We start from the raw sequence: 16,909 nt of genomic DNA on the forward strand, positions 1-16,909 counted from the left end.
ATGCAACAGATGAACAGTATCGTAATGCTGGATGGCTGTGTCCGCCTGCAGCAAGTCGAAATACCCCAGCCCGCAGCAGGACAAGTGTTGGTTCGCAGCCTTGCCTGTGGGATTTGTGGCTCCGACCTACACATTACTCGACACGCCGATGAAGTATTTGATGTATTCCACCAGCTTGGATTGATGCCTGATGAAGTAGGTGAGCACGCTCAAGTTATGTTGGGACATGAGTTCTGTGCGGAAATTGTCGAATACGGCGCTGACACGCAGCAAACGTTGCCTGTCGGTAGCCGAGTCACATCTGTGCCGATGTTGCTCAGCCAAAATGGCGCAGGCGTTGGTGTCACTCCGGGTACTTACGGCGCTTACTCTGAGTATTTCCTACTTGATGAAGCGCTCCTACTGCCAGTGCCCGACGAAATGCCGTCTGAAGCGGCAGCGTTAACCGAGCCGCTGGCGGTCGGTTTGCATGCGGTCAATCGCAGTGAAATCGAAACGGAAGATACAGCGCTGGTTGTCGGTTGCGGCCCTATAGGGCTGGCGGTGATTGCTGCACTGAAACAACGAGGTGTGAGCAACATTCTTGCGGTCATCTTCAGGAAGAGAAGCTGCAACTTGCCAGCGAGTTTGGCGCAAATCGATTGATCAACCCGACCAAGGAAGACGAGAGCGCCGTTGGTGAGCAGTACGCGATGAACTCACGTCTGGTCATTTATGAGTGTGTTGGCAAGCATACATTGATTGACGATTTTCTGCGCCGCGCTCCTGCCCGAGCGCGAATCGTTGTATCAGGCATTCATACGACTCCAGCAACCATTAACTACGCTTACGCGACGGTAAAAGAGCTGGATTTAAGATTCTCTTACTACTACCAACCGCACGAGTTTGAGCAATGCCTTCAAGCGATTGCCGAACACAAGTTGCCTTGGCAGAAAATGCTTACCGCCAAAGTGGGAATCGATGGTGTGGAAGATGCGTTTAGACAGTTAATGACGCCAAATGATCACATCAAAGTCGTTATCGAACCTTGGCGCAGCGGTGCGTTAGAAGTGATTTAACTCTTAGCCAACTTAAGCTAGCCAAAACCAAGTTTAGTTTGGTGACAGCCCCAACCGTAGCAGCTAGGTTGGGGCTTTTTTATCAGGCCTGTTCTGTGCATTCCTGTTGCAGAGCAGGGTAATCGGTGTAGCCTCGTTCGTTTCCGCCAAACAACGTTGAGCCATCGAGTTCTGCCAACGGATGGTGATGTTGCAAGCGAGAGACTAAGTCTGGGTTTGCTACGAATGGTCGTCCGAATGCGACAAGATCCGCGTAGCCTTTCTCTAACACTTCGTTTGCTCGTTGAGGATCGTAGCGACCTGCGACAATGATAGCGTTGCGAAAGCGCTTTCTAAGTTCGATTCGAAACGTCTCGGGAATCGTTGGTGCATCGGCCCAATCGGCCTCGGACAAGTGCAAGTAGGCAATGTCGCGCTCCTGTAGCTGTTTTGATGCCTCTAAGATCGTTGGCACGATATCTGGGCAGTCCATATCTTTAAACGTAATGAATGGTGCCAATCTCACTCCAACTCGATGCGCACCAACAGCGGCGATAACTGCATCCACTACTTCGATAAGAAAACGGATACGATTTTCTCGTGAACCGCCGTAGTTGTCTGTTCGATGGTTTGAATTGGTTCTTAAGAACTGGTCTATCAGATACCCATTCCCGCCGTGGATTTCTACACCATCAAAACCCGATTCAATGGCGTGTTTGGCTGCGTTCGCGAAATCACCGACAACTCGGTTGATATCCGCTTGTGTCATGGCGCGTGGCTCAACACAATCGACCATATTGCCGTTGCCTTGTTCATCTGCAATCCAAACTTGCGTCTCTACCGGAGCGAGCGCAGATGGTGCGATAGGCTGTTCACCATTTTGGAATGTTGGGTGAGACACTCTGCCCACATGCCATAGCTGACAAAACATCGCTGCGCCTTGTAATTTGACCGCTTGGGTCACACCTTGCCAGCCCGCCACTTGCGCATCGGTGTAAACGCCAGGGGTGAACGAGTAGCCTTGAGAATCGTCCGAAATTTGTGTGGCTTCGGAAATGATCAGCCCGGCAGAAGCGCGCTGTTGATAATACGTTGCCATCATCTCATTCGGGATGTTGCCCGGCTGAGTGGTGCGTGCGCGAGTCATTGGTGCCATGACAATACGGTTTTGTAGTGACAACGCTTTCAGTTGAGCTGGTTCAAACAGCTTATTTGTTCTTTGTTTCATGTTGCGCTCCTCAGATAAGTACTGGCACGTTGGTCGCTTTACGAGCGGTTGCCATCCAGTGAAGTACGGCTGGATCCCATTGCACTTCGGGCGCACTGAAAAAACCGCGTAGAATGGAGAACATAATGGCCTGATCAACCAGTGATGTTTGCTTTTCTGAACTTAGGTTGAGCAAGGGTTTGGTTTGTTCTATCAAAGCGGCGACTTCTTTCGCAATCGCAGGTGTATCGTTAATCAAAGCTTCAAAATTTAACGCTTCGGTTTCTTTTTTTTCACGCCATGCTTGTTTAGCGGTTTCTGTTGCAAATTCCGGTAATGTCATGTTTGACCAACGCGGATACCCGACTTTTTGTAGCGGTAAAAACGCTTGTTTTTGCCAGTCTAAAACCGGTGTTGAGGGTTGGCTGCTTTCGTTGGAAGATGCCAATTCAAGGAAGTAGTTGATGATGTCTAAGCTTTCCGCCATGGCTTCACCATCGTCTTTGATCAAAAGAGGAACTTGTTTTGCGCCGATGATGTTTGTGGTGGTGCTCTCGTCGTCATAAGCAATGTTGATGACGTCGAGCTGAATATTCAGCATGCCTGCAACAAAACGGACGCGGGCGCTAAAGGGGCAATGTTCATAAATGTACAGTTTCATTTTTGTTTCCTATCTCTTGGCTGGGCAGGGCGTGTTGTTGTGCGTTGAACAGCGTTACGGCGTTTAACTTTGCCCTGTCACATAACGTTCTGGGTCTAAACAATGTCGATAGGGTCAGTATATGGATTCGATTTAATTTGATAATTGGGTAATATCTGAATTGATTATTCAGTTTTTCCAAACAATAAGGACGCGAAGATGGATAAGTTTTCGGATATGACGTTGTTTGTCAGCATCGTTAAACATCAAGGTCTGGCAGCGGCGGGAAGGGAGTTAGGTTTGTCTCCGGCGACGGTAACGGCAAGGCTGCAAGCGATAGAAGAACGCTATGGCGTAAAGCTGCTCAACCGAAGCACACGCCACGTATCACTCACGGACGCAGGGGCAATGTACCATCAAGCTTGTCTGAACATCATTGATAGCGTGAAAGAGACGGAAAACTTACTGCAAACGGGTATTTCGCAAGTGCGCGGAACGTTGAAAATTTCAGCTCCACGAGATATTGGCAAACAAATTATTTCGCCGATGGTGTCGGCTTTTTCTGAGCAATATCCGGATGTCACGCCTTATCTTTACCTTAATGACAATTTATCGAACTTGGCTGAATCGGGGCTCGATTTAGTGATTCGTTACGGCGAGTTAGCGGACAGCAATCTCATTTCGCGCAAGCTGGCGTCGAGTCAACGTGTGCTGTGCGCGTCACCTGATTATTTGTCGAAGCAAGGTGTCCCAAACTGCCCACAAGATCTCGCGGCTCATCGCTGCTTAGCCATGGTGCGCAGCAATGAAGAATTAAAAACGTGGCACTTTAAAGATGAAGAGTCTCACCAATCGATTACGGTCACGCCAAAGCGCTTTTCTGATGATGGTGAAGTGATTCGACAATGGGCGTTGGACGGTGCGGGGATTGCGCTGAAATCGATTTTAGATATTCAGCAAGACCTAAAACAACAACGTTTAGTAACGGTTTTGGATGGGTATATGAAAAACTTCAGCGCCTTTTCGCAAGGCGCTGAAGCGGATCTGCATGTCATTTATCAAAGCCGTCAATATCAACCGAAAAGAGTTCGCCTGTTTTTGGACTTTCTAGTTGAGCAATTTAGCGCGCTGAGTGATACCAGCAATCAGCTCTAGATGCGATTCCGAGGTTTCTCGGCGGTGGCGATAAATCCCAACGGTGCCAGGGTTTGGTTCGCTTTTCATGGTTAAGCATCGTAAGCCAAAGGATTCCAAATACGGTTGCAGATGGCGGGTATAAGACATCACCGCGACGCTTTCTTTCAGTACATCAATACTGGCGAGCAGAGAATCCACTTCGTAAGTCGGTCTGTCATCCAGTTGCTGCCTTTCGCGTTCATTTTGTTTCGGGATTGGGTTATCGATGACGTGAGCGAATTTCTTAGCGTCATAAGTGACCGAAAGAGCGGGGTATTCGTGCAGCATCTCTTCGGTGACGGTTTTCCCTAGAAGTGGGTGGCTTGGGGAAACAAAATAGGCATCAACCGTTTGAAATAGTGGAATAAACGTAACATCGCATTTAGACGACAAGCCGACAATCTCGTGGCCGATGAAAAATTCAATCTGTTCGTTGATTAATGAATCCATCAAGCCTAAGTGATTGCCAAATTCGACGTGCGTAGATGCCGATGGCTGCTTGGTCAGATGTTCATTGAGTGCTTGTTTGACGAACAGCGGCCACCACGCATCGCCAGTACCCATTTTAATTTTTCCGACTTGGTACTGTTTCCGTTCATCAATGCTTTGCATCATTTGGTTGTATTCATGCTGCATCGCGTTGCTATGGCGATAGAGGATGCGTCCGTATTCGGTCAACACCATGCCATTAGGATGACGTTCAAACAGCGTCACGCCGAGATTCTCTTCCAGCTTCTTTAAATTGCTTGTTACCGTTGGCTGGCTTAACCCTGCCATTCTTGCCGCAGCGCTGATGCTTTGGCAGCGTGCAACCAGTAAAAATTGCTGCAGAGATTTGTCCATTTTCTTTCCCCTCTAAGAACGAGGGGTATTTTGCACAATTTCATTTATAAATCACAAATCTGTACTCTCATTTGATTGAAATTATGCGCATTTCATAGATCTACATCACTGTTGGGGTTTGACGTATAGATGTTATCTATAGCTCGCTCCTGACTTCCTATTTTCCCCTCAAAAAGGTGTTCTTTAGACTGTCGCCAAAACAACAATCTAAGGGATGAACATGAAACCGAGTTTTATTGCGCTTGCTGTCGCGTCTTGTATTGGTCTTGCTGGATGTGGGGCAGATTCCTCTGGTGCGCCTGTGCCAGTCGACAAACCAATTATTTCAGCCGACTTATATTTACGTGGTTTAAATGGGGATTGGGGCACGGCAGAGCATGCCAAGCTAAACTATTTGGGTAATAACGAGTACGAAACCGTACTGCGCGTCGCTCGAGGCAGCAATCAGTTCAAGATTGCTGATCCGGGTTGGCAGATCCAATACACCTATTTTGAGGAGCCCGCGGCGTTCGATAAAGCTCAGGAGTACCTGCCAAAACCAGACACGAATGAAGCGTGTATGAACGATGATTGTAACTCTGAGATCACGTTTGAAGACAAAGGGTATTACAAGTTTTCTGTGAGCTTTGCCGATGAAAGTCGCGCGACAATGACTGTGACAAAAGCAACGCAAGAAGAAGCGGAAAAATACTACTCTGATGCGATTCTCGACCCTGCAATGGTGCATGAAGGGCATCAGAGTAAAGAAGTGAAACTGTTCGCCAATTACGATGACTCGAGTGATACCGTGATTTTCTCGGTGAAAGACCCAAAAGCCAAGCAGCGTGAATTTGGTATTTCAACGACGACAGAATTGCGTGATGCGCTCGACCAAGGCTTAGTGATTAATGAACAAACAGGGCCGCGAGTGGTGTCGGGTGATGTCGCGTTTGACGCGTTGTTTGCGTTGACGATGAAAGAGCTAGACCAGCTTGCTGTTTCTGAAATCAAAGATGGCAATTACAACTACAACAACCCAATCAAAGCGGAAGTTTTTGAGACGGGCGCGAAATGGCATTACGTGTGGACGCGTGATTTGGCGTACGCAGCAGACCTTTCGCTTGCTTTGATGAATCCAACTCGCGTGCAAAATGGTCTTAACTTTAAATTGTCTGCTTTCCGCGACACGACTGATCAGCAATATGATGGCGAGCAGATTGTGCAAGACACGGGCACTGGCGGCAGCTGGCCAATCAGTACCGACCGCACGACTTGGGCGCTTGGTGCAGAACGCTTACTTTCGGCATTGGATGGAGAAGAGTACAACCAGTTTGCTGAGCGCGCATATAAAGCCATCAGTAATACACTTGAAGCCGATCGCCTGGCGGCTTTTGATGCGAAATCTGGTTTATACACTGGTGAGCAATCATTCCTCGATTGGCGTGAGCAAACGTATTCAACGTGGACGCCAAACGATGTCAATGCGATTGGTAGCAGCAAAGCGTTATCGACAAACGTGGTTCACTACCGCGCGATTCAGCTCGCGGCTAAGTTGGCAGAGAAGTACGATTCAACCAACGCGGTCAAATACACCGATTGGGCTGAGCAGTTAAAAACCGCTATCAACGAGCAGTTTTGGAATGCCGAACGCGGTATGTACGTAAGCTATTTGTTTGATAATGGCAAAGACATCGCGGTCGACAAATACGACATGTTGGGCGAAGCACTTGCGATCATCAGTGGCGTGGCAAGTGATGCGCAGGCGAAACAAATCATGGCCAATTACCCACACAGTGAGTTTGGCGTGCCGGTTTATTTCCCTCAACAACCGGATGTGCCTGTGTACCATAACCGCGCAATTTGGCCATTTGTTACCGCGTACAGCTTGCGCGCCGCGCATCAAACACAAAACGTGGCTGCGGCGAACAATGCCATTCAATCGTTGGTTCGTGGTACAGCGACCAATTTATCCAACATGGAAAACTTAGAGTGGCTTTCTGGTAAGTCATTCATCATCCATAGTGATCATGGCGAAGATCCGAGCTTGGATGGCCCAGTGATTAACTCTCAGCGTCAGCTTTGGTCTGTGGGTGGCTACTTGAACATGGTGGTAGAGACCCTATTTGGCATCCATACCGAAACAGGTAAGTTGGAAGTGAAGCCATTTATCACAAGTTGGGTGCGCAATAACTTGTTGGCTCAGTCTGAACAAATCACGTTGGAAAACTTTGCCTTCAAAGGAAAGAACTACTCGGTAACGATTGACTTGCCTGAAGCAAGTAAAGATGAAACAGGTTACTACCCAGTTGAAAATGTCACGATGGACGAAGAGGGGCATTTCCACGTGACACTGGGCGCGCTTGTGAATGTAGATAGCAGCATTACTTTAGTTTCTGGGGTGAAACCGTATGCGAGTGAAGACAGTCGCGTTTATTCTCCGCAAGAGCCAAAACTGGTAGTAAAAAGCGTTGATAATTCGGTTTCGATTGATGTGACGAGCAAGTACAACGTGAACTTGTATCGCAATGGCGAGCTGATTCAAAAGAACGTGATTGCTCAATCTTATTCCGATACGCCAACAGATTTTGCTTGTTATTTGGCTGAAAGCATTAACGATAAAGGCTTCCGTTCTAACCCAAGCCAGCCGGTTTGTGTCGGTGAAGAGATCCGCATCAAACTTGATGGCGAATATCAGCCACTCAAAGACAATGTCTCAGTGGTTACGGTGAGCAAAGACAGTGGTATCGTAAAAGGTGCAGAGTCGTTTACAGCTCCTGTAACGGGCACTTACCAGTTCGATGCTTGGTACAACAATAACCTAGGACAACTTAATACCGGCATCACGAACACCGTGAAATTGTTAGAGGTATTGGATGATGCAGGTAAAGTGGTTGGTCAAGGTTACTTGCAGATGGGCCATATTGGTGAAAACCAAGGTATGCGTTACTCAACGCCAATTGAAGTGGCGTTGGAGCAGGGGAAAACCTATCAGATCGCGCTGAAGGACCACTTCAATATGAGTTACCTCACATCGAATGAAACCTACATCTACGCTGGTGGTATTGAGGGTGAAAAGAACGAAGCGCAAATCGCAGATATTCGAATCACACCTTTAATGTAGGCTGTTTTAACAAAGCTGTGTTCTAAAAATTGTGTTCTAAGAAAGACAAAGCCGCTGAGATTATCAGCGGCTTTGTTGTATTTGCTATCGGGGCCGTTTACAGATTAGTTTGCCGCCTGCGGACGAGGTTTACGGCGCTGACCTGATGGTTTGTTTCCTGTAGGCTTAGCATTGTTTGGCTTGCGGTTACCAGACGGTTTACCAGCGTTGCCACTCTTATTACCGTTTGGTTTATTTCCATTCGGTTTATTGCCATTTGGCTTGTTGCCGTTAGGTTTACGGTCATCTGGTTTCCTGTTTGCACGACCTTGGCCTTCACGGTTGCCTTTAGGCTTGCCCTCACCGCCTTGGTTGGTGCTGTTTTTGTTGCCGTTGTTACCACTGTTGAAGCGACGTTTAGGTTTGTTTGCACCATTGCCTGCTTTCTTTTCGGTTGCTGGAGCGTTTTCACCCGCAGCATTTGGCGCTTTTGGCTTCTTAGGTTTTTTCGGTTTGATTGGACGAGTATCCAGTTTAGATTCTGGTACCACATTGGTTGGCGCAAAACCTTCCAACTCTTTACGTGGTAGCACTTCTTGAATCAAACGTTCAATCGCAAACAACTCAGATGCTTCTAGCGCACATACAAGTGAAATCGCTTTACCTACTTCGCCCGCGCGGCCAGTACGACCAATACGGTGAACGTAGTCTTCTGCCACTTTAGGTAGCTCAAAGTTCACCACTTGTGGTAATTGAGGAATATCGATACCGCGCGCAGCAATGTCCGTCGCGACCAACACACGAATTTCACCCGATTTAAAATCCGCCAGTGCTTTAGTACGCGCGCCTTGGCTCTTGTTGCCGTGGATGGCAGCAGCCGGTAGGTTTTGTTCGATAAGGAACTTCGCCAGACGGTTTGCGCCGTGTTTCGTTTTCGTAAACACCAGCACTTGCTTCCAATCGCCGTCTTTGATCAATTTAACCAACATCGGTGCTTTCTTCTTCACGTCTGCTGGGTAGATGCTTTGCTCAACCGTTCTCGCTGTCGAGTTTGCCGGGTTAACGGAAATCTCAACCGGGTTGTTCACCAAGCCTTTCGCAAGGTCGCGGATTTCATCCGAGAAAGTCGCCGAGAAAAGTAGGTTCTGACGTTGTTTTGGTAGCAGGGCTAGGATTTTGCGAATGTCGTGGATAAAGCCCATATCCAGCATGCGGTCTGCTTCGTCCAGTACTAGCACTTCCAGTTGGTCGAACTTCACCGCATTTTGGTTGTACAAATCCATTAGGCGGCCTGGTGTCGCGACCAACACATCCGCACCTTTGCGAAGACGCTGCATTTGCGGGTTGATCTTCACACCACCAAAAACAACCGCACTGCTTAGTGGAAGATGACGGCCGTACATAAATACGTTTTCTTGCACCTGAGCTGCAAGCTCACGTGTTGGCGTTAGGATAAGTGCGCGAACTTGGTTAGCACGAACGCGCGGGCCGTTCGATAAACGCTCAAGAATCGGTAGCGTAAAGCCTGCAGTTTTACCTGTACCTGTCTGCGCTGCTGCCATTACGTCTTTCCCTTCCAAAATAGCAGGAATTGCTTTTGCCTGAATTGGCGAAGGGGTGTCGTAGCCTTTTTCTTGAATAGCTTTAAGGATTGGAGCAGATAGACCTAAAGAGGTAAAACCCATATGTATGATTCTCAATTGTAGAGTTAGATAACAACGCGCCGAAAACAAATCGGTACGAAAAGTGCGACATTCTGAGGCTTTTACGCGCTGGCTTCAACTAATTCTGTTATGGATAAATATTTGAACTGGATCTCATTTCTTTTTTGAACAAAAAAGAGCATAGAAAAGTGACGTAGATTCATTCTGTAGTTTGAATGTGTTACGTGTTCTTTCGGAAAAAACAGCGAGACAAATGGTGATTATTAATCACTCAATCGGCTTGAAAATGCTTGTTTGATAAATAATCAGAATGATTGAATGTTATTCAGTGTTTTGCCACTCAATTTTAATGGAAATTAGTTAGTAAAGTATTACCAAGTCTCAGATTTGATACATGTCGGTGTGGTTAAATGCTGAGCAGAAAGGAATCGACTGATATAAAACAATGAGCTTGATGTGAATGCAAGGATCTCATTCAGCATCAAATCGCACTATTATCCCAGCTTGCTAACAAAAGGTTGTACTATGCGCTTTGCTATCCGATTTCTCTACTCACGGCCTCCTTCACACTTTATTCAGAGATCTTTCAGCTTTTACTGCCTGAGTTAAAGCTCTCTAAATATTTGTTCTATTGTTGTATTTAACGGTGGCAAGGCTTGTCTACCTAAAGTGCTTTGTTACTGCAAGTTCTATATTTCTGATGTTATGAATTAATTTTGTGGTTGTGAGAACTAATAAAATGTCGTCAATAAATAACAATTTCTACTGGGTTGGTGAACAGCCTGTCAGTGAGTTAGCTGAAGATATGGTTTTGGTTAATCATATTGATGAGGTGGCAACGGGACTCGGTGGCATGGTGTGTATTGCTTATCAAGATCCACACCAAATAGATACCGCGCTGAAAGCGTTTTATCAGGAGAAAGGGCGTTGGTCTTGGGCGGTTTATGTCACCGTGGAAACCCCTTATTCTCGATGCGTTACCGACGGTGTCTTTGAAGCTAGAGAATCAATAAAAATTTGGCGATCCATTCAAAATAAGCTCGATGCCATTGATGAACCGGAAGTGTTAGATCCTTTGATTGGTTGGCTTGGGGTCAATCGTCAGCGAAGAGTGACTGCTTTAAAAAGCTTAGAGTCTATGTCGGTTTATTCGTATCCAATCATCGATATGTTCTTTCCTGATATTTATTCGACTTATCGATACGTGCTCTCAGAGCAAGGTCGCGGAGTATTAGAAGCGGAAGTACTGATCGATAGAATTCGTGTTTGTTCTCATTGCAACAGCGGACACTTGAATTATGTAGAGGTGTGCCCGGATTGCAGCAGCATCGATATCGACTCTCAAAGCTCTTTGCACTGTTTCACTTGTGGCCATGTTGGTGAACAACACAGCTTTCAGCGCCGTGGAAAGCTTGAGTGCCCTAAATGTTTGACCCAGCTGCGCCATATCGGCGTTGATTATGATCGCCCGCTTGAAAACCACGTTTGTAATAGTTGCTCCAGTTTATTTGTTGAAGCTGCGACGATCAGTCAATGTTTAAGTTGTGACTCAAAGATCAAAGTCGAAGAGCTTGTTGTCCGGAAAATTTACCAATATCGACTTGGTGAAGTGGGTGAATACATTTTCCAACACGGCAAGTCCATTCAAGCTCCTGAGCTCTCGATCAAAGGCAAAGTGGAAGTCAGCTTTTTCCAAAATTTGCTTGCATGGTTAAATAAAGTCGCGCTGAGACACAAAGAACAGCACCTTCTACTTGGACTGCATTTACCGACGATCGATGAATACGGTAAGCAATATGGCGATGCAAAATTGTTCTCATTGATGGATCAACTGACGCGTCGTCTTAGCGGCTTGTTTAGAGATACCGATATCTGTTGTCAGTACAAACAGGATGTGTTGCTTGTCCTAATGCCAAATACGACCAACGCGAGCCTGTCCATTTTACAGCAAAAATTATCGGATCTGGGTGAGCTTGTTGAAGACGAAGAGTTTGAGTTGGATGTCTTTGCTTGGGACCTGCCCGATCCGATCATCGAAGACGGTGTTTCTGTTTGGATGGAATCGCTGATGGGTGAGATTTATGCTGCAAGATAGTCTCGTTCTGCTCGACTATCTTCGAGGCATGCTACTTCACAATGAAGAGTTATGGCTATTGCTGTTTCCCGTCATGATCATTATCGAGCTACCTCTATATTTGCTGGTGCTAACAGGGATATTTCGTTGGTCATATGCGCAAGAAGACCCAGAATTAAAGCGGTTTCCTTCAGTGAGTTTCGTTATTACTTGTTATGGTGAAGGTGATGCGATTGGGATCACTATCGATACGTTAGTTGAGCAAGTTTACCCAGGTCATATTGAAGTACTTGCTGTGGTTGATGGGGCGGTACAAAACCAAGATACCTATCATGCCGCGTTAAATGGTGAGAAAAGGCATGCAAGCGTTCGTAATCGTAAAGTGCGCGTGTTGCCAAAATGGCAACGAGGAGGCCGGGTTTCAACACTGAATGCCGGCTTATCAATGGCTAGTGGTGAAATCGTCATTAACGTGGATGGAGATACTTCATTCGATAACGACATGGTCTTCACCATGATGAAACAGTTTGCGGATAAAAATGTGATTGCGAGCGGTGGTGCGTTAAGAGTTCGCAACCATAACGCCAACTTGTTGACCAAAATGCAATCCTTGGAGTACATGCTGTCGATGCAAGCCGGTAAAACGGGGATGGCGACATGGGGTGTTCTCAATAACATTTCTGGCGCATTCGGAGCGTTTCGGAAGAACCTGCTTAAGCAAGTGGGGGGCTGGGATACGCATACCGCAGAAGATCTCGACTTAACCATGCGCTTGAAGCAATACAAACGTCGTTACCCTGATAATAAATTGGCCTTTTCGACGCACTCCATCGGCCATACTGATGTACCAGATACGTTGAAAGGTTTGGTATTGCAGCGGCTGCGTTGGGATGGCGATTTATTGTTTTTGTTTTTGCGTAAACACAATGAAGGGTTGTCTCCACGGCTACTTGGTTGGGGGAACTTTTTATTCACTTTGGCTTATGGCGTGATTCAAAACGTTTTATTGCCGCTGCTTGTGGTGATATTTAGCGTGTACATGGTGATTGTCTATCCACTTAAATTTGTATTGGCGTTGATGCTAATGCTCTATTTTGTCTACCTCTTCTTATCTGCTCTGATTTTTGTTGTCTACATTGGGCTTGTATCAGAGAGAAAAAAAGAGGATTTGAAGTCAGCGAAATGGTTATTTCTTTACCCTGTCTACCAGTTTTTCATGCGTTTGATTACCGCTTTCTCAATGGTTAATGAAGTTGTGAGGAGAAGTCATGAAGAGTCGAGTATGGCACCTTGGTGGGTATTGAAGCGAGGTAAAAAGTTTTAGTATGAAAGTTAACTTTCACTTAGATAAGAAAAACAAACCGCAGTCTGAGAACGGGATGAAAGTCGTCTACGGACAGGCAAAGCGTGGCGGTTATCGTCTCCGTTGGTACTTGATTTTAGCGATTGTAATCAGTCCGCTTTTGTTTATGGCTTATTACTTGTTTAGAACGCAAGTGTTAGTGACGGCGCCTGCCATTATCACGTCACATCCACTTACGGTGACGGCAACTCGCTCTGCGATTGTTGGGCCGGTGCCTGTGAATGTCGGTACGGAAGTGACTCAGGATCAAGCGCTGCTGTTGTTAAAAGATAATGCGTTGAATAAAGAGATTGATTTCATTAAAGATGAGCTGGTGAAACTGTCTAAAAATCAGGTGCAAAGTACTGATGAGCTATACAAAAGTGCTATTGAAAGCTCAGCCGAAGGCTTGAAGAAGGTCCGTGATATTCAGAAAAAATACGACCTTTACAGAAAGAAAGGGCAAGTGTCTGAGGTGGATTACGCGGCTATTGTGAGTGTGAATAACTCACTGAGCAATCAGTTAAGCAGTCAGAAAATTGCTTATGTGGATGCGATGCGTAACTTGGAAGAGTTAGAGTTGGCTGGTCCAGTGACACAAGAGTATCGTTCTTTAATGCGTGAGCTGGTAGTAAAGCGTGCTCAACAAGAAGATCTCACCTTCCGTTCTCCTATGAACGGTCGTGTACTCGATATTCATGTGCATGAGGGGCAAAATGTATCGGAAAATACGCCATTGCTCACGATTGCTCGCAACGTGACACCTGAAATTACGGCTTTTCTAAATCCTAAATACCTCGAATACAGTAATATGGAAACCAAAGCAAAAGTCGTATTTCCTGATGGTCGAAAGTTTAATGCGACGGTATCGAAGCCGGTTGAGGTTGTGAACAAATTGCCTTCGGAACTTCAAAGCCCATTTGAAGGTCAGCCTGCCTATTTAAAAGTCACACTGAGCTTTGATGAGCCGTTGGAAAAAAGTCGATGGATTGAAGGGGTAGAAGTGGAAGTTCGCTTTTAGCGTCGGTTGATTGAGTAGGAAAGGAGCGAAAGCTCCTTTTCTTTTTTGGTTGTTAACGCGCCTTTAGTTGCCTTTAGCATGCATTAAAAACGCGCTAGTCAGTTGCTGAAAGAGTGAATCTATCGAGGGGCGGTCGGATATATGATTGAAGAGCGGTGTGTGGACATCACCACGAATATCATCGCTGTGACCGCAAAGTTGATTACACAATTTTACCGGTGCGACAATCTTTGCAACGTCGGCATCAATCAGAATGCATGCTTGTGATAACACCACTTGCCCACCGCCTTTTTTCAGTAAAACGCGCTGCGCGGTTCCCACAACTTTTTGACCACCAATATTGAGGTTGTACTCGCCGTCACAGTACGAATAAGGCGTAGCATGGACATCTACTTTCACGCCCAGTTGCTCAAAGAAAACTGTCAAAATCGCACACAAATCGAGATACGCTTTCTTGATGTCGTAAGGCTCACCGTCTGGCCAGTGATAGATGTGGGATAGATTAATAATACCCGGTACTTGAGGGACGGGGGCACCGCCAGTTTTACGAGAAAAGAGTTTCCAGCCAGACGCATTTAACGCATGTTCTAACTCATTAGACACTGGCCATTTCTTACCCGCGGGAAGCACGATCGTCGGGCTTTTTACTTGCCAAAGCAATAGCACTTGCGAGAGTTGGTTGGACTGAACTTGTTTAATGAGCTCATCTTCTTTTTCAAATGCATCAGCGACTTCCGTAGCCGTATAGCGAATTAGCTTATTTTTAGAAACCAAACTCTATCCCTCATCCGTATATTATCGCTACTGTTTTATCTTAGATGCCATGTGATTACTAGCGGTATACGCTGCCTTTAGAGTTTTCTTCGCTTCCATTATTTCTATTTAAAGGGGCGATAGAAATATTTTGTTGGTCATCACATAAGCAATTCATAAAATCCGCCATCTAAATAATTTTTAGGCGATATGACTATGAAAAAGCGAGTGATGTGTCTTGCGTTAGCGGCATCATTGACGGGATGTGTGACGTTCCCGACCCAAGAATCTGAGCAAGTCCAAGTGCTTTGGGACAACGTGAATGCGATTGAAAACTGCGAGCTAATGGGAACGGTAATTGGCTCGGAAGGGCACTTTTATGATTATTGGCTGCACGCAGATAAAGACATGGTCTGGGGTACGTTAAACCAAATGCGCATCAAAGCGGCAGATTTAGGCGCAGATACATTGTACTTATATGAGCCGTTGGACTTCTCCACATCGGTTACCATGTTTGCCAATGCTTATAAGTGCAAACAGCCATAATTTTACTTTTCCGAAAGAAAAGACAGGCGAAATGTGCCTGTCTTTGAGCTTGTTGCCAAACAACAAGTTTACGTCTGTGCGCGTTGTGATGAGCGCTTTTCAGTTAATTTACGTTCGCTGTAGCCACTGCCGTCGTGTCAGAAAACGACAGCGTGAAGTCCTGTTCGGTATTTAATACTTTGGCCGGGAACTCCAAGCTTAACTGTGTGTGTGGTGCGACTTCTGAAGCGATACTGGTGACGAATTTTCGGGTTTCACCCGGAGAGATTGACAAGTTGTTTCCCCCTCGTGATGAGAGCTCTGCGATCCCCATGGTTTCAAGCGTGTTACCCGCAGTATCTGCTAAGTTCAACAAAGACTCCGATTTATACACTAGCTCTCCGCTTTCGGTGCGATAGGCATTAAACGTGTTGAAGTTTGGCTGTAATGAACCTTGTGAACCGACGTTAGTGACGGAAAACGTCACATTAGAGCCATCAAAATTCTCGACTTTCACCAACACGTTACCGTCTTGGTAACGAGCTGCTGCGGCAGCACTGGCTTGCTGTTTCTGTCTCTGTTGTTCTTTCTCGATGTTGCTTAACTGTTCCTGCTCGCTAGCAATTCTATTTTCTGCCATGGCGTAAGATTGATCCACCATTGCTAGCAAAGCGGGGATTGAATACAACGTGAGACCTTCCAAATGGTCAAAGTCGATTTTGGCATGCTGAGTAAGTTCGTGGTTCGAGAACTGGCAGTAACCATCAATCAAGCTAACAAATGCGACTTCAAAAGTGCCTTGTAATCGGCTCACTTCCAGTGCGGCTTTTTCCAAATCTGAGCGTACTTTTCTGATCTCTTCCAATGTCTTTTGTGGCAAACGTCCATTGGGTGACACGTCGTTGGAAACCGAGACCAGTGCTTCGGTCACAAATGGATTGTTTTTGGCTGGAATCACCGTGGTGATGCGGTTGGATTTAGTGATGTCTTCGCCCAGTAAAACCATCATTTTTTGCGATACGGCAGTTGTGTTGCCCGCTAAAACATCACTACAGTTTGGAGACGTATTCGCATACGCGGCGAATGCGGTAAAAAGTGAAAAGATAACGGACCAGCCAGTGGCGACGAGTCCTGTCGTGGTTCGAGTGTTCATCCTGATAACCCCTCTGTCATTTGGTGCGATTCACTGACGTAATTGCCAATCAAAAGATTGGCTCGCGACATTCAGAATGGTTCTGGTCAATCCTTCGTAGTGGGTATGCCCGCAGATGCTTTCTAGTCGTTTACTCAATCGCTAAGCCACGACTGAGTAAAGTGTCTGAAATTGAGAACATTAATGCTGCGAAGTTGATGTCTTTTGTTTGAAAGATAGACGTAACTTTTCTAACCATCAAATATGTGATTAGGTTCTCATTTTTATATGAGTGAGAGGATCAAGAGAAAACAGGCACTTACTGTAGAGAGTTGATTTGAGAGAAAAATATAAAATTTTTTGGGGAACTTTTTTTGATGCTGCCTTTGAGACTTTTTCGAATCTCAAAGGCAGAT

12 protein-coding genes and 1 pseudogene are annotated in these 16,909 nt (G+C 46.0%); 7 read left to right on the forward strand and 6 right to left on the reverse strand.

Annotated elements, in window-relative coordinates:
* Nucleotides 1-1,058, forward strand: a pseudogene (locus L3V27_RS23390) (zinc-binding dehydrogenase).
* An 82-nt stretch (nt 1,059-1,140) separates the two neighbouring features.
* Here L3V27_RS23390 and L3V27_RS01185 read toward each other — a convergent pair.
* Both L3V27_RS01185 and grxB read right to left on the reverse strand, forming a co-directional pair.
* On the reverse strand, nt 1,141-2,265 hold the full coding sequence (locus L3V27_RS01185) for an alkene reductase (protein ID WP_237310778.1): 1,125 nt from the start codon (nt 2,263-2,265) through the stop codon (nt 1,141-1,143).
* A 10-nt stretch (nt 2,266-2,275) separates the two neighbouring features.
* A complete protein-coding gene (gene grxB, locus L3V27_RS01190; RefSeq protein WP_025523058.1) occupies nt 2,276-2,905 on the reverse strand; it encodes a glutaredoxin 2 in 630 nt (209 codons plus the stop codon).
* A 198-nt stretch (nt 2,906-3,103) separates the two neighbouring features.
* Here grxB and L3V27_RS01195 point away from each other — a divergent pair, with 198 nt between their 5' ends.
* Complete coding sequence (locus L3V27_RS01195) at nt 3,104-4,039, forward strand: LysR family transcriptional regulator (RefSeq protein ID WP_237310780.1); 936 nt, start codon at nt 3,104-3,106, stop codon at nt 4,037-4,039.
* Here L3V27_RS01195 and L3V27_RS01200 read toward each other — a convergent pair.
* Entirely contained in the window at nt 3,992-4,903 is a 912-nt protein-coding gene (locus L3V27_RS01200; RefSeq protein ID WP_237310781.1) for a LysR family transcriptional regulator, read from the reverse strand. The genes L3V27_RS01195 and L3V27_RS01200 overlap by 48 nt on opposite strands.
* A gap of 220 nt (nt 4,904-5,123) precedes the next feature.
* On the opposite strand from L3V27_RS01200, the gene L3V27_RS01205 reads away from it, so the two are divergent.
* Entirely contained in the window at nt 5,124-8,003 is a 2,880-nt protein-coding gene (locus tag L3V27_RS01205; protein ID WP_237310783.1) for an amylo-alpha-1,6-glucosidase, read from the forward strand.
* A 104-nt stretch (nt 8,004-8,107) separates the two neighbouring features.
* Here L3V27_RS01205 and L3V27_RS01210 read toward each other — a convergent pair whose 3' ends face one another.
* Nucleotides 8,108-9,667 (reverse strand): DEAD/DEAH box helicase, encoded by a 1,560-nt coding sequence (locus tag L3V27_RS01210; RefSeq protein ID WP_237310785.1) that lies wholly within the window; start codon nt 9,665-9,667, stop codon nt 8,108-8,110.
* A 718-nt stretch (nt 9,668-10,385) separates the two neighbouring features.
* On the opposite strand from L3V27_RS01210, the gene L3V27_RS01215 reads away from it, so the two are divergent.
* From L3V27_RS01215 to L3V27_RS01225, 3 genes are read left to right on the forward strand one after another with little or no spacing between them, the layout of a single operon-like run.
* Nucleotides 10,386-11,741, forward strand: coding sequence for a diguanylate cyclase (locus tag L3V27_RS01215; protein ID WP_237310786.1), 1,356 nt, complete (start codon nt 10,386-10,388; stop codon nt 11,739-11,741).
* Nucleotides 11,728-13,044 (forward strand): glycosyltransferase, encoded by a 1,317-nt coding sequence (locus L3V27_RS01220; protein ID WP_237310787.1) that lies wholly within the window; start codon nt 11,728-11,730, stop codon nt 13,042-13,044. The genes L3V27_RS01215 and L3V27_RS01220 overlap by 14 nt, the downstream gene beginning before the upstream one ends.
* Nucleotide 13,045: 1 nt before the next feature.
* Complete coding sequence (locus tag L3V27_RS01225; protein WP_074190450.1) at nt 13,046-14,083, forward strand: HlyD family efflux transporter periplasmic adaptor subunit; 1,038 nt, start codon at nt 13,046-13,048, stop codon at nt 14,081-14,083.
* 63 nt (nt 14,084-14,146) lie between these two features.
* Here L3V27_RS01225 and L3V27_RS01230 read toward each other — a convergent pair whose 3' ends face one another.
* The gene (locus L3V27_RS01230; protein WP_237310788.1) at nt 14,147-14,857 is read right to left on the reverse strand and encodes a lipoate--protein ligase; all 711 of its coding nucleotides are present in this window, start codon (nt 14,855-14,857) and stop codon (nt 14,147-14,149) included.
* A 195-nt stretch (nt 14,858-15,052) separates the two neighbouring features.
* Between L3V27_RS01230 and L3V27_RS01235 the strand changes: the two genes are divergently transcribed.
* Nucleotides 15,053-15,382, forward strand: coding sequence for a DUF4156 domain-containing protein (locus L3V27_RS01235; RefSeq protein WP_005392758.1), 330 nt, complete (start codon nt 15,053-15,055; stop codon nt 15,380-15,382).
* Nucleotides 15,383-15,485: 103 nt separating this feature from the next.
* Here L3V27_RS01235 and L3V27_RS01240 read toward each other — a convergent pair whose 3' ends face one another.
* Nucleotides 15,486-16,514: a hypothetical protein gene (locus L3V27_RS01240; RefSeq protein ID WP_145472734.1), complete on the reverse strand. Its 1,029-nt coding sequence runs from the start codon at nt 16,512-16,514 to the stop codon at nt 15,486-15,488.
* Between the last annotated feature and the right edge of the window lie 395 nt (nt 16,515-16,909).

It is taken from the genome of Vibrio sp. J2-3(2022), assembly GCF_021725735.1.
Classification (GTDB): domain Bacteria; phylum Pseudomonadota; class Gammaproteobacteria; order Enterobacterales; family Vibrionaceae; genus Vibrio; species Vibrio diabolicus.